This window comes from Streptomyces sp. NBC_00370 (assembly GCF_036084755.1).
GTDB lineage: Bacteria > Actinomycetota > Actinomycetes > Streptomycetales > Streptomycetaceae > Streptomyces.
Window position 1 is genome coordinate 8,229,625 of sequence record NZ_CP107968.1, and the last position, 14,695, is coordinate 8,244,319.

Annotated in this window: 12 protein-coding genes; 9 read left to right on the forward strand and 3 right to left on the reverse strand. The window is 70.3% G+C overall.

Features of this window, described 5'->3' with window-relative positions; genetic code table 11:
* Position 1: 1 nt before the first annotated feature.
* The 7 genes from OHS57_RS36035 (at position 2) to OHS57_RS36065 (ending at position 6,746) form a co-directional block, all read left to right on the forward strand.
* Positions 2-907, forward strand: a complete 906-nt coding sequence (locus OHS57_RS36035) for a carbohydrate ABC transporter permease (protein WP_328584703.1) — start codon at positions 2-4, stop codon at positions 905-907.
* 8 nt (positions 908-915) lie between these two features.
* Complete coding sequence (locus OHS57_RS36040) at positions 916-2,016, forward strand: glycoside hydrolase family 130 protein (RefSeq protein WP_328584704.1); 1,101 nt, start codon at positions 916-918, stop codon at positions 2,014-2,016.
* A 106-nt stretch (positions 2,017-2,122) separates the two neighbouring features.
* Positions 2,123-3,745, forward strand: coding sequence for a glycoside hydrolase family 13 protein (locus tag OHS57_RS36045; protein ID WP_328584705.1), 1,623 nt, complete (start codon positions 2,123-2,125; stop codon positions 3,743-3,745).
* Entirely contained in the window at positions 3,729-5,144 is a 1,416-nt protein-coding gene (locus OHS57_RS36050; protein WP_328584706.1) for a phosphomannomutase/phosphoglucomutase, read from the forward strand. Before OHS57_RS36045 ends, OHS57_RS36050 begins: the two co-directional genes overlap by 17 nt.
* A 53-nt stretch (positions 5,145-5,197) precedes the next feature.
* On the forward strand, positions 5,198-5,854 hold the full coding sequence (locus tag OHS57_RS36055; protein ID WP_328584707.1) for a maleylpyruvate isomerase N-terminal domain-containing protein: 657 nt from the start codon (positions 5,198-5,200) through the stop codon (positions 5,852-5,854).
* Between the two features lie 53 nt (positions 5,855-5,907).
* Positions 5,908-6,216: a hypothetical protein gene (locus OHS57_RS36060; protein WP_328584708.1), complete on the forward strand. Its 309-nt coding sequence runs from the start codon at positions 5,908-5,910 to the stop codon at positions 6,214-6,216.
* Complete coding sequence (locus OHS57_RS36065) at positions 6,216-6,746, forward strand: carboxymuconolactone decarboxylase family protein (protein WP_328584709.1); 531 nt, start codon at positions 6,216-6,218, stop codon at positions 6,744-6,746. Before OHS57_RS36060 ends, OHS57_RS36065 begins: the two co-directional genes overlap by 1 nt.
* Before the next feature lie 60 nt (positions 6,747-6,806).
* On the opposite strand, the gene OHS57_RS36070 is transcribed toward OHS57_RS36065, so the two are convergent.
* Positions 6,807-10,097: a TIM-barrel domain-containing protein gene (locus tag OHS57_RS36070; RefSeq protein WP_443043025.1), complete on the reverse strand. Its 3,291-nt coding sequence runs from the start codon at positions 10,095-10,097 to the stop codon at positions 6,807-6,809.
* A gap of 443 nt (positions 10,098-10,540) precedes the next feature.
* Between OHS57_RS36070 and OHS57_RS36075 the strand changes: the two genes are divergently transcribed.
* Entirely contained in the window at positions 10,541-11,110 is a 570-nt protein-coding gene (locus OHS57_RS36075; RefSeq protein WP_328584710.1) for an RICIN domain-containing protein, read from the forward strand.
* Between the two features lie 154 nt (positions 11,111-11,264).
* On the opposite strand, the gene OHS57_RS36080 is transcribed toward OHS57_RS36075, so the two are convergent.
* Entirely contained in the window at positions 11,265-11,912 is a 648-nt protein-coding gene (locus OHS57_RS36080) for a TetR/AcrR family transcriptional regulator (protein WP_328585241.1), read from the reverse strand.
* A gap of 161 nt (positions 11,913-12,073) precedes the next feature.
* Here OHS57_RS36080 and OHS57_RS36085 point away from each other — a divergent pair, with 161 nt between their 5' ends.
* A complete protein-coding gene (locus OHS57_RS36085) occupies positions 12,074-13,531 on the forward strand; it encodes an MFS transporter (RefSeq protein WP_328584711.1) in 1,458 nt (485 codons plus the stop codon).
* On the opposite strand, the gene OHS57_RS36090 is transcribed toward OHS57_RS36085, so the two are convergent.
* Positions 13,532-14,602, reverse strand: coding sequence for an aldo/keto reductase (locus OHS57_RS36090; protein WP_328584712.1), 1,071 nt, complete (start codon positions 14,600-14,602; stop codon positions 13,532-13,534). It abuts the gene before it with no gap.
* Between the last annotated feature and the right edge of the window lie 93 nt (positions 14,603-14,695).

Sequence of the window (14,695 nt, forward strand, 5' to 3'; positions counted from 1 at the left end):
CATGAGCGCCGCCACCACGACCCCCGAAGCCGACGCCCCTGCCGCCGACCTCCCGGACCCCGCCCGGCCCAGCGCCGCGCGCCGCCCCTGGGGGACGGCCGTCAAGTACACCGTGCTCTCGCTCGGTGCGGTCGCCTTCCTCTTCCCCTTCTACTACATGGTTGTCGGCTCCCTGCGGAAGACGACGACGGGCGACCTGTCGTCGGCCGTGCCCGGCGGGCTGACCGGCAGCAGCTACACGGCGGTCAACGGCGCCATCTCGCTGGGCCGTTCGCTGGTCAACTCGGGGATCATGACGGTCGGCGTCCTGGTGTGCACCCTCGTCTTCGGGGTGCTCGCCGGGTACGCGCTGGCCCAACTGCACTTCCGCGGCAGGGGAACCGTGTTCGCCTCGATGCTGCTCGTGCAGATGGTGCCCTTCCAGCTCCTGACGCTGCCGCTCTACGTCCTCGTGGTCCGCGACTACGGGCTCGGCGACAACTACATCGGGATGATCCTGCCGTTCGCGATCAACTCGACCGCCGTGTTCCTCTTCCGGCAGTTCTTCCTCCAGATGCCGCAGTCCCTGTTCGAGGCGGCCCGGCTCGACGGCGCCGGCGAACTGCGCATCCTGTGGAAGGTCGCCCTGCCCATGGCCCGGCCCGCCGTACTCACCGCGATGCTGCTGACCTTCATCGGCCCGTGGAACGAGTTCCTGTGGCCCTTCCTGGTCACGAAGAACGCCGACATGCAGCCGCTGGCCGTGTCCCTCGCGAGCTTCCTCTCCAACCTCCAGGGCACGGTCAGCAACCCGACCGGTGCCCTGCTGGCCGGCGCCTGTGTGCTGGCCGCCCCCGCCGTGGCGCTGTTCCTGCTGTTCCAGCGCCACTTCACCTCGACCGACATCGACTCCGGAGTAAAGGGCTGATTCCCCCCATGAGCACCACCGGCACCACCACCAGCAGCACCACCGGCGCCGCCTCGCGCATCCCCTACCGCCTGATACGCAAGGGCCTGATCATGTCCCCGCTGCCCGGCGACGCCAACGAGGCCGAGGGAGTCCTCAACCCCGCCTCCGGCCGCACCCCCGACGGCCGCCTGCACCTGCTGCCGCGCCTGGTCTCCGAGGGCAACGTCTCGCGCGTCGGTCTGGCCGAGGTCACCTTCACCGACGGCGTCCCCAGCGGCGTCGAGCGGCGCGGGGTCGTCCTCTCGCCCGACGCGGGATGGGAGCGCGGCAAGAACAACGCGGGCGTCGAGGATCCCCGGGTCACCTGGATCCCCTCGCTCGGCAAGCACGTCATGTCGTACGTGGCCTACGGACCGCTCGGCCCGAAGCCGGCCCTGGCCGTGTCGGACGACCTGACCACGTGGACCCGGCTCGGGCCGGTCCAGTTCGGCTACCAGCCGGACCTCGACACCGACCTCAACCTCTTCCCGAACAAGGACGTCGTCCACTTCCCCGAGCCCGTGCCGGGCCCGGACGGCGAACCCGCGTACGCGATGCTGCACCGCCCGATGTGGGACCTCGGCTGGTTCCGGCCCGGCGAGGGGGTCCACCTGCCCGCCGGAATCACCGACGAACGGCCCGGCATCTGGATCTCGTACGTGCCCGTCGCCGAGGTCGAGGCCGACATCCGCGCTCTCGCCCGCCCGCGCGACCACCGGCTCGTCGCCCTGTCGGCGCACCCGTGGGAGGAGCTGAAGATCGGCAGCGGCCCCGCGCCGGTCCGCGTGCCCGAGGGCTGGCTGCTCATCCACCACGGCGTCTCCGGGGCCATCGAGGACCCCTTCGCGCAGAACCAGAACGTGTCGTACGCGGCCGGCGCGATGATCCTCGACCCCGCCGACCCGGCGAAGATCCTCGCCCGCTCCGACGAGCCGCTCATGGCGCCCGAGACCGAGGAGGAGCGCGCGGGCACCGTCCCGAACGTGGTTTTCCCGACCGCGGTCGAGGAGGTCGACGGGCAGCTCTACGTGTTCTACGGCATGGCCGACGCGCACATCGGCGTGGCACTCCTGGAGCGCACGGCATGAAACGCACGACGGCGCCGCTCCACCTCGGCGGCCTCGGTACGATCTGCCGCGCCGGTGCCGGGGCATACGTCCCGGCCGGCGCGGCGGGCCTGCCCCAGGAGTCAGCATGAGCTGGTGGCAGGAGACCGTCTGCTACGAGTTGTACCCGCGCGCCTTCGCCGACTCGGACGGTGACGGCACCGGGGACCTCGCCGGGGCGACCGCGCGCCTGGACCACATCGCGGAACTGGGCGCCGACGCCGTGTGGATCACACCGTTCTACCCCTCGCCGCTCGCCGACGGCGGTTACGACATCGCCGACCACACCGGTGTCGCCCCCGACCTCGGCACCACCGAGGACTTCGACCGGCTCATCGCCCGCGCCCACGACCTGGGCCTCAAGCTCATCGTCGACCTCGTGCCCAACCACACCTCCGACCGGCACCCCTGGTTCCAGGACGCCCTCGCGGCAGCACCTGGCTCCGCCGCGCGCGGCCGCTACCTCTTCCGTCCCGGACGCGGTGCGTCGGGCGAACTCCCGCCCAACGACTGGCAGTCGGCGTTCGGCGGCCCCGCCTGGACCCGGGTGGCCGACGGCGAGTGGTACTGCCATCTGCACGCCCCCGAACAGCCCGACCTCAACTGGCGCGACGGCCACGTACGTTCTGCCTTCACCGATGTCCTGCGGTACTGGCTCGACCGGGGCGTGGACGGCTTCCGCGTCGATGTCGCACACGCCCTGTTCAAGGCCGAGGGACTGCCGGACGCCGGACCCGGGCAGCACCAGGACCCCCTGCGCAACCACCTCATGCCGTACTACGACCAGGAGGAACTGCACCCGCTCTACCGCGAGTGGCGCGCCGTCCTGGACACCCATCCGGCGCCGCCCGGCTCGGTACCGCCGCAGGACCGGCTCATGGTCGCCGAGTCCGCCGTGTTCGACCCCGCCAGGCTGGCCCGCTACATCCGGCCCGGCGAGATGAACCAGGCCTTCAACTTCGCCTTCCTGGAGGCGGCGTGGGACCCGCAGGAACTGCGCCGCGTCATCGACACCTCGCTGTCCGCCCCCGGCGGCGGATCCGTCACCTGGCTGCTCTCCAGCCATGACGCGGTCCGGCCGGTGACCCGTCTCGGCTCCGCCGGACGTGCCCGCGCCGCCGCGCTGCTCATGCTCGCCCTGCCCGGCTCGGCCTACCTCTACCAGGGCGAGGAGCTGGGCCTGCCGCAGGCCTTCGTCCCCGACGACCGTATCCGCGACCCGCTGTGGGAACGCTCCGGCCACACCGACCGGGGCAGGGACGGCTCGCGGGTACCGCTGCCCTGGAGCGGCGACCACCCCCCGTACGGCTTCACCGCCGCCGCCCCCGAGCGCACCTGGCTGCCGCAGCCGGACGGCTGGGGCCCGTACACCGTGCTCGCCCAGGCGCAGGACCCGGACTCCACGCTCGCCCTGTACCGCGCCGCCCTCCGGCTGCGCCGCGCCCACCCCGCGCCCGACCCGACGGCCGCCCCGCGCTGGTACTCGGCGCCCGGCGACCCCCACCTCGCCTTCGGGCGGGGCGCGCTGGTCTGCGTCGTCAACCTCGGTACCCGGCCGCTGACATGGTCCACGACCGGCGTACCGGGCCGCCCGGTGCTGGCCAGCGGCCCGCTCGACGGCGACACCCTCCCGCCCGACACCGCCCTGTGGCTCCTCGACACCCCCGATCCGCAGGGCCCCGAAGGAGAGCACGATGGCCGCATCCACTGACCCGGCGCAGCGCACCGACCTGTCCGGCCTCGTCAAGGCGTACGACGTACGCGGCCTCGTACCCGAACAGTGGGACGAGTCGACGGCCGAACTCTTCGGCGCCGCCTTCGTCCAGGTCACCGGGGCGCGCGCTCTTTTGACCGGACACGACATGCGCGCCTCCTCGCCGGGCCTCGCCAGGGCCTTCGCGCGAGGCGCCGTCGCGCAGGGCGCGGACGTCACCGAGACCGGGCTGTGCTCCACCGACCAGCTGTACTACGCCTCCGGCGCCCTCGACCTGCCCGGCGCGATGTTCACCGCCTCGCACAACCCGGCGCGCTACAACGGGATCAAGCTGTGCCGCGCGGGCGCCGCCCCCGTCGGCCAGGACAGCGGACTCGCCGAGATCCGCGCCCTCGTCGAGCGCTGGACGGACGCGGGCGGACCGCCCCGGCCCGCCGGACGCACCGGCACCGTCACCCACCACGACACCCTGGAGGAGTACGCGCGCCACCTGCGCACCCTCGTCGACCTCACCGGCATCCGCCCGCTGAAGGTCGTCGTGGACGCGGGCAACGGCATGGGCGGCCACACCGTGCCGACCGTCCTCGCGGGCCTGCCCCTCGACGTCGTCCCGATGTACTTCGAGCTGGACGGCAGCTTCCCGAACCATGAGGCCAACCCGCTGGACCCGGCGAACATCGTGGACCTCCAGGCCCGCGTCCGCGCCGAACAGGCCGATCTCGGCCTCGCGTTCGACGGTGACGCCGACCGCTGCTTCGTCGTGGACGAGCGCGGCGAACCGGTCTCCCCCTCGGCGATCACCGCCCTCGTCGCCTCCCGCGAACTCGCCCGCAGGCCGGGCGCCACCGTGCTGCACAACCTGATCACCTCACGCACCGTGCCCGAGGTGATCAGTGAGTTGGGCGGCACACCCGTGCGCACCCGCGTCGGTCACTCGTTCATCAAGGCCGAAATGGCCCGCACGGGCGCGGTGTTCGGCGGCGAGCACTCCGCGCACTACTACTTCGCCGACTTCTGGAACGCCGACACCGGCATGCTCGCCGCCCTGCACGTCCTCGCGGCTCTCGGCGGACAGCAGGGCCCTCTGTCGGAGCTCACGCGCGGCTTCGACCGCTACACCGCCTCCGGGGAGATCAACTCCACGGTCGAGGACCCGGCCGACCGCCTCTCCGCCGTCCGCGCCGCCTGGAGCGGCCGGCCCGACGTCACCCTCGACACCCTCGACGGCCTCACCGTGAACGGCCCCGACTGGTGGTTCAACCTCCGCCCCTCCAACACCGAACCGCTTCTGCGACTCAACGCCGAGGCCCGCGACCCGCGCACCATGCGCGAGTTGCGCGACGGGGTGCTGGCCCTCGTGCGCCGCGCAGAGGAGCGGACGGAGGGTTCGGCGTAGGCGCGGGGAAGAATGTGCTTGTCCGCCGACTGCCACAGCCCTACCGTGCCGGTGTGGATCCTTTCGCACACTCCTGGGCCGCCCTGCGCGCGGCGGTCGACGATCTCGCGGACGCGGACTTCGAGCAGCCTTCGGGATGCACGGGCTGGCTGGTGCGTGACCTGGTCTGTCACCTGGTCATCGATGCCCAGGACGTCCTGATCACCCTGGTCACGCCCGCCGGCGCCGAACCGACCGTCAACGCGGCCACCTACTGGGACCTCCTGCCCGAACTCCCCACCGGCGACGACCCTCTCGACGCGCTGATCCCGCGGCTCGCCGCGGCGTACGGCGAACCGCGCTGGCTCACGTTCCACCTCGACGACGTCGGCTCCGCCGCAGGCCGCGCCGCCGAACTCGCGGACCCCGCCACTCGCGTGGCCACCAAGGACCATGTGCTGACGGTCGGCGACTACCTGTCCGCCTACGTACTCGAATGGACCCTGCACCACCTCGACCTGATCGCCCACCTGCCGTCGGCCGCGCAACCGCCCGCCGAGACGGTCGCCGTGGCCCGTACGTTGCTGGAAGAGATCGCCGGGGATCGGTTCCCCGCCTCGCTCTCGGACGTGGACGCGCTCCTGATCGGTACGGGACGACGCGCGCCGACCACGGCGGAGACGGCCGAGCTGGGCGACATGGCGGCAGAACTCCCCCTCGTCCTCGGCTGAGTGATCGAGTCGAACCCGCCGTGACCTGGCACGGCATTGCATAGCATGGGTGCATGAGTGTCAACGTCATGCTCGACTTCGAGGTGAACGGTCTCGCCGACGAGGCGCAGACCGTTGCCGTCCTGCACGCGCTCACCACCTTCCTCCGCGAGGAGGAGCGCCTGGAGCAGCATGAGGTCGGCGTGGGGCGCAGTGTGGAGAACGGCCGGCACCGGATCAGCGGTGAGACCGACCACCCGATCGCCATCGCCCGTATGGCTGTGTGGCGACCGCACTTCGAGACGTCCGTACGCGATCGGGTGCACGCCATCGCGCCTGCGGCCGTCGCCACCGTCAACTGGCGCTACCCGGACGGGGACTGATGGAGTATCCGGATCTCGCCGCACTGCCGGTGGAGCTGCGGGAGGCGGTGCAGGATCACGGTTCGCTCAACGTCTTTCGGATGATCATGCACTCGCCGGGCCTCGCACCGGGCATGCTGGCACTGAGCGATGCGATCCTGGGAAGCAATTCCCTGCCGGACGACCTGCGTGAACTCGCGATCGTACGGGTCGGTCACGCGTACGGAGCGGCGTACGAGGTGCACCACCACGAGCGGGCCGCGCGTCTCGTCGGAGTGAGCGAGAGGGCACTCGCCGCCGCAGCCGACGCGGCCTCGGCGGGGGAACTCACCCGCGCCGAAGCCGCCGTTCTCGTCGCCACTGACCGGCTGCTCGACCGGCACACGCTTGACGGGGCGCCGTACGACGACCTGTCCGAGATCCTGACGGTCAATCAACTCGTCGACTTCGTCATCACCGTGGGCTTCTACCAACTGGTCTGCGGCTTCCTCAACACCTTCAAGGTGGCCGTCGAGGAAGAGACCTCGCCCCATGACGACGGGCTCCGCTGAGCGGGGCGACGCACCCCGCTCAGCCGGCCCGGTCCTCGTGTCAGAGGCTGCGGTGCCTTCCTACTGGTAGGTGACGGTGATCGGGGCGTGGACGCTGTGGCGGGGGAGTGTGACGGTCAGGATCCCGGTGGTCTTGTCCCAGTGGTACGCGTGCGCTGACAGCCGTACCCCGGTCGCCGTGACCTTCGTAGGAGCGTGCGCCCCCATCAGCGCGAGCGTCCAACTCCGCTCCTTCACCATACCGGTGAAGGACCCCTTGACCGGTTCGATCGACACCGTGTCGCGCGCACCGCTCTGCCGGTAGCGGACGGTTGTCGTCGCGCTCCGGATCTTCCCCGGGCCCGCCCCGTTGTCCTCGTACAGGCTGTACGAGCCGTCGGCGCCGGTGGCGACGCTCAGTGTGACGTCGGTGAGCGGATTCCGGTCGTTGTCGGTGACGTTGTGGGTGCGCGTCGGCAGGATGCCGCCCGCCTTGACGAAGACCGGCATCGTGTCGAGGCCGGTGGTGATGTCCTGAGTGGTCCCGCCGGTGTACGTCTTGCCGGTGAAGTAGTCCGTCCAACGGCCCGGCGGGAACCAGACCGAGGTGGTCGCGGATGCGCCGGGCGTGGTCACGGGGGCCACGAGGACGTTCGAGCCGTAGAAGTACTCGCTGCCGGCCGTGGCGTACGCCTGCGCCTCGTCGGGATACTCCAGGTAGGTGGGCCGGACGATCGGCACGCCGGTCCGGTTCGCCTCGGCGGCGAGCGTGTAGGTGTACGGCAGCAGGTTCTCGCGGAGATTGAGGAACGTGTCGGCCGACTTCCGCGCCGCGTCGCCGTACTGCCAGGGCAGCCGGTCGCTGTGGTTGCTGTGCAGCCGGTCGATCGGCTGGAAGGCGCCGAACTGCACCCAGCGGGCGTACAGGTCGTCGGGCAGCTTGTGCGTGGTGCGGCTCTGCCCGCCGTCGGTGTACGTCTCCGAACCGGTCAGCCCCGTCGTGTCGTTGTGACCGCCGATGTCGTGCGTGATGGCCGCCATCCCGGTCGCCGCCGACTCACCCGGCGTGTAGCCGACCTCCAGTTGCAGGGTGCCCCACGTCGAGGACGTGTCGCCGGTGAAGTGGACGGTGGTGCGCTTGTCCGCCCACGGGCCGGTCGGGAGCGCCTGCTGGCCGCTGTACCCGCCGGCCTGCAGCGAGCCGTACGCCCGGGACAGGACGAAGCCCCGGCCGAGCGTCTTGGCGGTGGCCGTCGCGTACTGCTGGTTGATCCACGCGTCGGGGCTCACGCCCGGCTGCGACGACTGCGAAGCGTCGCAGCACCAGTCCAGCCACCAGAAGTCGTTGCCCTGCTGATCCATGGTCCTGTGCAGGTCCAGGTACGCCTTGAGCTGGTCGGCGTCGCCGAAGTCGAACGTGTAGCAGTTGTCCTCGACGGAGGCGCCCCCGGCGCAACCGCCCTTCTGCAGCTTGCCCTTCGCCGTGGCCTGCGCCTGGGCGAACTGGGGATCGGACGCCAGGATGCTGGGGTGCACATTGAGTGTGTTGTGCAGCCCCTGCGACGCCGACCAGTCGAAGAAGCCCTTGGGGTCGGGGAACTTGGTCTTGTCGATCTCCCAGCCGCTCCAGTCGTTGACGGCCTTGTAGTCCGTGTCCGTGACCAGTACGTCCAGGGGCACACCTTCGGACCGGAAGCCGGGCACGATCGTCTTCTCGTAGTCGGCGGCGGTGCGGTCGATGTACTCCGAGTACCAGACGCCGTAGGCCCAGGAAGGCAGCAGGGCCGGCGGCCCGGTCAAGGTGGCCAGGTCGGTGAGCGCTTGCTTGTAGTTGTGTCCGTAGCCGAAGACGTAGCCGTCCTGGTACGGGTCGCCACCGTGACCGGGGCGGGGCGTGACCTTCTGCGCCGTGGTGTCGTACAGGGCCGACGGGGTGTCGTCGAGCAGGTACCAGCCGTCCTCGTTCAGCAGCCCGGGGGTCGTCACGGGGGCGTCGCCGTTGCCGGTCACGCCGTCCAGGCCCCGGCGGTACCCACCGAGCGCGATGTGGGGGAGGGGCGCGGGCTCCTTCGGGGCCGCCACGGAGAGGGTGTCGGCGTTGACGTGGCAACTGGCCGTGCCGGGGCAGTCGAGGGTGATGTCGTCGGATCCCGCCTTGAGGGTGACGGGGACCGACGCCGTCTGCCAGTCGTCCCAGTCCTTCGTCGCGGGCAACGACAGGGTGCTGGTGGTGCCGTTGACGGTGACGGAGGCATCGCGGCTCTGGTGGAGCCCGTCGCTGCCCGCGCCGTTGGCGTAGCGCACGCGCAGCGTGTAGGCGCCGTCGGCGGGCACGTCGACCAGGTGCGTGCCGAGGCTCGACCCCTGGGTGAGTTCGGCGACGAAGCCGTTGCCGGCGTACCCCTTGTGGTCGGTCGCGCTGACGGCCGTGCCACCGATCCGCCCGGCCTCGGCCTCGCAGCTCACGCCGTAGCGGCAGTCGACGATCGCGGTCGTGGAGGCCGACGGATACGCGGCGCCGGGACGGACGAGCGCGAGGCTGTCGACGTTGACGTTGCCGGAGTCCGCCGCGGTCCGGGTCAGGCTGAGCGTGTGGTGGCCGGCGCCGAGCGTGACGCTCGCGGTGGCGAGCTTCCAGGTGTCCCAATTCGCGGTGGCCGGAAGGCTGATGGTCTGGGGGTGGCCGCCGTCCACAGCGAGCGTCAGGGTACGGGTCGTGTTCTGGCCGTCGCCGCCGACGGAGTTGGCGTACCGAAGGTCGAACTCGTAGGTGCCGGCGGTTTTGACATCGATGTCAGCCGCTGCCGAGCTGCCGGTGCTCTCGAATCCCGCAGCGAAGCCCGCACCCGTGTGACCCTGGTGATCCGCGCCCACGGACGCGCCGTTGAGCAGGAGACTCTCGGCTTCGCACAACGTCCCGGGCGTGCACGTGAGGTGCTGCCAGGGGGTGGCGGTCACCGGGGACTTGCCGGCGTCCTGCCGCACGGTGAGATTCCGCGCGTCGAACTGTCCGGAACCGACACGGTAACGCAGGGTCAGCGCGCTGGTCCTGATGGTCAGCCAGCCACCGGAGGTCTTGGCGGTGTAGGCGGCCGGAGCGAAACCGGCACGGCCGATCGCGTTGAACGTCGCGTCGTCGGTGAACTTCCGGTCGCCCGCGTACTCGGTACGGACGAGTGTCGGCGAGAGGATCTGGAAGCGGGCATCGCCCGATGTGACGGTAGGGATGCGGTGGTTGGCGCTGTGGGTTCCGCCTGCCGTGGCGGTGCCGCCACCGGCGAGCGTCACGGCTGCGGCGGTGCTCAGCACGGCGGCAAGCCCGATCTGCCGCCGCAGGGTTCGGGGCCGGCGCCGTATGGAAGGGCGTCTCATGGGCAACTCCGCTCTCGGACCGGCCGGTACGACGCGTCCACGCCGCACCGGACAGCGACCGCCGGGACCGAGGAGATCCGTGGCGGCACGATCTCTTCTATCGTTAGAAATCATGCAGTTGGCATGACAGCACGTTCACAGAAGGATGTCCATGTGTCGGCGTCCTGTCAGGGCCACGGCAGATCGAGACGGAGGAAGACCAGGTAGTCCGGGGGCGGCGGTGCCGGGCACTCCCTCGAACATGACGCGCCTGTGTCCCGGGAGAGGTGGCCGCCCGTGCAGCAGGGGCCGGTGCCAGTGCCAGTAGCTGTCGCCTCTTCGCGCGTGTGACCTGCGTTTTTCGGCTGAGACTGAATCTCTCACCGCATTGTTCCAACTCAGGCATCATCAGTGGGGAGAGCCGCCCGGGAAGCGGGTGACGCGGGCCAGGCACTGGAGGAACTATGCAGTTCTCGCACCGCAAAACGGCATCAGCGGCGTTGGCGCTTGCGCTCACAGTCGGTTTGGCAGCCGCGGCCTCCGGCTCCGCGTCCGCCTATCCGACCCGCCTGGTGACTCGGGGCAGTTCACAGGCCGAACGCGTCACGGGCAACGCCCCTCGGCCGCTGGCCCTGCCCGGAATCAGGAACGCCAACAGCAGCAAGTGCCTGCTCGTCCGAGGGACGGCCGACAACGCGCCCGTGGTGCAGATCACCTGCGATTCGCAGTACGCCGACCAGTTGTGGCGGACCGAACCTGTCGATGGCGAAGGTCGGGTTCGCATTCGCAATTTGAACAGCAACAAGTGTCTCCTCGTCAGAGGGACCGCCGAAGGCGCCCAAGCGGTTCAGATCACGTGTGCGAACTACATCGATCAGTACTGGATCCTCACTGTGGACCCCCCGGGCACCGCACAGATAGCGAACGCCAACAGCTACAAGTGCCTGGTCGTCCGAGGGACGGCCGACAACGCGCCCGTGGTGCAGACCTCCTGCGGGCAGTTCCGCGACCAATTCTGGGTTGTGCCGGGCTAGACGACGGGCCGATCCTCAGGGCCGTGAAGCGTTCGCAGGGCGCGTGGGCGCTGGGTCACCGGCGTGGCGGGCCCAGGTGAGACCGGGTCCGCCAAGCCGCAAGCTCCGCCCACGGCTCGTCGGCGCGGGACTTCCCGTAGCCGGCGCGACGCGATCAGGTTCCGGTCTGCAGGCGGAGGCCCGCCAGGGTCAGCTCCAGCCCGGCCAGGAACTGTTCCTTGTCGTCGTGCCCGTCGAACTGGTCGACGATGTCGTGCAGGAACGGGAACTTCTCGGCGTCGAGTGTGCGCCACGTCTCGGCGTAGCGCCCGAGGAATTCGTCGCGGTTGACGAGACCGTCGAGCACCTCCTCGGGCGGCTCCTGTCCCATGTCGGCGGCGTTGGCGACCACAACACCCACGATCGCCGACACGGCGTGGAACCGCTGCCGTGGCGTGAGGTCGAGTCGGAGCGTCTGCTGCCCCAGCTTCTCGTACAGGCGCAACGAGTTGCCCGGGACGTCGATGTCGCGCATGAAGTGCGCACCCAGCCACGGTCGGTCCACGATCGCGTCGAACAGCGTGACGGCCATCACGCGCAGGTCGTCGATCGGGTCGCTGCTGCCGGTCTGCCCTTCGACGGCGGTCAGCACCCCGCCGAGCACGTGGTCGATGGCGCGGTCGAGCAGGTCGTCCTTGCTTGAGACGTACCAGTAGATGCTGCCGACGCCGGTGCCGAGCCGGGTCGCGAGGGCGCGGAGAGTCAACGCAGACTCGCCCGCCTCGTCGAGGAGGGCCACGGCCGCGGTGAGAACGGCCTCGATCGAGTGCGAGGCACGTTGCCGCCCTCGGGAGGGACGGTCGGCGGGGCGTGGTCGCGGGCCTGTCATGGTGCCCATCCAATCACAGCTTGCGCAATTATCGAACCTCGTTCTATGGTCGAACGTCGTTCGATACTCGACGACGTCCCGAAAGGAGGCCCGCCATGACCACGACCGCTAGCGCGCCCGCCGCATCGCGTACCTATCCGTCCCTGCGCGCGGCATGGATTCCACTGGCCGCGCTCTGCCTGGCCTTCTTCGTCGAGATGGTCGACAACACACTGCTCTCGATCGCGCTGCCCACGATCGGCCGGGACCTCGACAGCAGCACGACCGCGCTGCAGTGGGTGACCGGCGCGTACTCCCTGACGTTCGGCGGCCTGCTGCTGACCGCCGGATCGATGGCCGACCGGCTGGGCCGCAGGCGCGTGCTGCTGGTCGGCCTCGCGGTGTTCGGCCTGCTGAGCCTGGCCGTCGTCGCCGTCACCACGGCAGGGGAGCTGATCACCCTGCGGGCCGGCCTCGGCATCGCCGCTGCGGCGATGGCCCCGATCACCAATTCGCTGGTCTTCCGGCTGTTCGACGACAAGGCGCTGCGGATGCGCGCGATGACCTTGATGATCATCGTCGGCATGTCCGGCTTCGTCCTCGGCCCGCTGCTGGGCGGCACCGCCCTGGCCCACGTCCGGTGGCAGTGGCTCCTGCTCGTCAACGCCCCGATCGCGCTGATCGCGGCCATCGGCGTCCGCCTCGGCGTCCCGGCCGACCGGCCGCAGGACCTCACCAGCGACAAGCTCGACCTGCCGGGTGCGGGGCTGAGCGTCACCACCATCGGCCTCGCCTGCTACTCGCTGACCAGCGGCGTCGAGCACGGCTGGCTCTCCGCGGCCACCGTCGCATCGGTCCTCGGTGCGGTCGTCGCGGGGATCGCCTTCGTGTGGCACGAGCGCCGCAGCGCATCTCCCATGCTTGACCTGCGCCTCTTCTCCAGCGGCATCGTGCGCGGCGCCGCCATCGCGCAGATCGGCACCGCCATCGCGATGGCGGCCGTGATGTTCGGATTGATCCTGCACTTCCAGTACGCCTACGGCTGGAGCCCCGTACGGGCCGGGCTGGCGAACCTGCCGCTCATCGTGACCATGATCGCCGCGACCCCGGTCTCCGAATGGCTCGCGGCAAGGTTCGGCCACCGCGTCGCCTGCCTGGTCGGCGCGGCCTGCCTGGCCGGCTCACTGGCCGGCCTGTCCTGGGGCGTCGACCACGGGTACGCCGTCATCGCGGCCTGCATGGTCGTGATGACCGTCGGGCTGCGCACCGTCATGACCATCTGCGCCATCGCACTCGTCGACGCGATGCCGGGCAACCGTACGTCCATCGGCACCGCGCTCAACGACACCGCCCAGGAGGTCGGAAGCAGCATCGGCACCGCGGTGGTCGGCACCCTGATCGCCGCGCTGGTCACCACCCAGCTGCCGGCAGGCACCTGGAGCCACACCCTGGTGGCGTCGTTCTTCCACGGCGAGCGGATCACCTACGCCGTGCTGGCGGTCGTCGTCGGCCTCATCGCGGCAGGCGGTGCGCTCACACTCACCAACTCCCACGCCACCGAAGAGCCCAGCTGATCAGCGGCGGCTTTCGATCTTCATGTCGCCCGTCGTGACCGTGCGGATATGGTCGCTCGCGAGCAGGCCGTGCGGAATGCCGAGGTCGACGGCGCTGGCCTCGTCGAGGCGGGTCAGCTGGGACGAAGTGAGGTCGACCTGCAGAGCACCCAGGTTGTCCTCCAGTTGTGTGACGGTGCGGGCGCCGATGATCGGTGCCGTCACGCCAGGGGCGTTCAGGGACCAGGCCAGTGCGACCTGGGCGGGCGTGCGGCCCAGTTCCAGGGCCACCTCCTGCACCACGTCGGCGATGGCCAGGGTGCGTTCGGTGACCATTCCGAGCGCGGCGTTGAGGGCCTTGCGGCTGCCGGCGGTCTCGCCGGCAACGGGGCCCGCCGGTTTCAGATCGTCCCGGCTGTACTTGCCGGAGAGCACCCCGCCGCCCAGCGGCGAGAAGGGGACCACGCCCAGTCCCATCTCGCGCGCCATGGGGATCAGGTCACGTTCCCCCGTACGCTCGATCAGGCTGTACTCGATCTCCAGTGCGACCAGCGGCGACCATCCACGCAGCTCGGCGATCGTCTGCATGCGCGCGACCTGCCAGGCCGGGGCGCTGGAGATCGCCACGTACAGCACCTTGCCCTGCCGCACCAGGTCGTCCAGACCGCGCAGGATCTCCTCCACCGGCGTCCTGAAGTCCCATACGTTCAGGTAGAGCAGGTCGATGTAGTCCGTGTTCAGCTGCCGCAGACTGGCTTCCACCGACGCCAGCATGCTCTTGCGGTGCGTGCCCCCGGAGTTGGGGTCACCGGGGCTGCGCAGCGTCGAGTACTTCGTCGCCAGCACCAGCGCGTCGCGGTTGGTACGGGCGAACTCGCCCAGCAGCCGCTCGGAGCTGCCGTTGGTGTACGTGCTGGCGGTGTCGAAGAAGTTGCCGCCGAGCTCGGTGTAGCGGTCGAACAGCTTGCGCGCCTCGTCGCGCTCGGCGCCCCAGCCCCACTCGGTGCCGAACGTCGCCGCGCCCAGCGCCAGCGGTGAGACCCGCAGTCCTGAGCGGCCCAGCAGCCGGTAGGTGTCGAGAGTCAGCGACATCGTGTTCTCCAGTGTCCGTGATCTTGCGTGGACCACCAGCCTGCGACCGCCGCCGGCGCGGGGGAAGGGAAGAAGGTTCCTGGGAACACCACT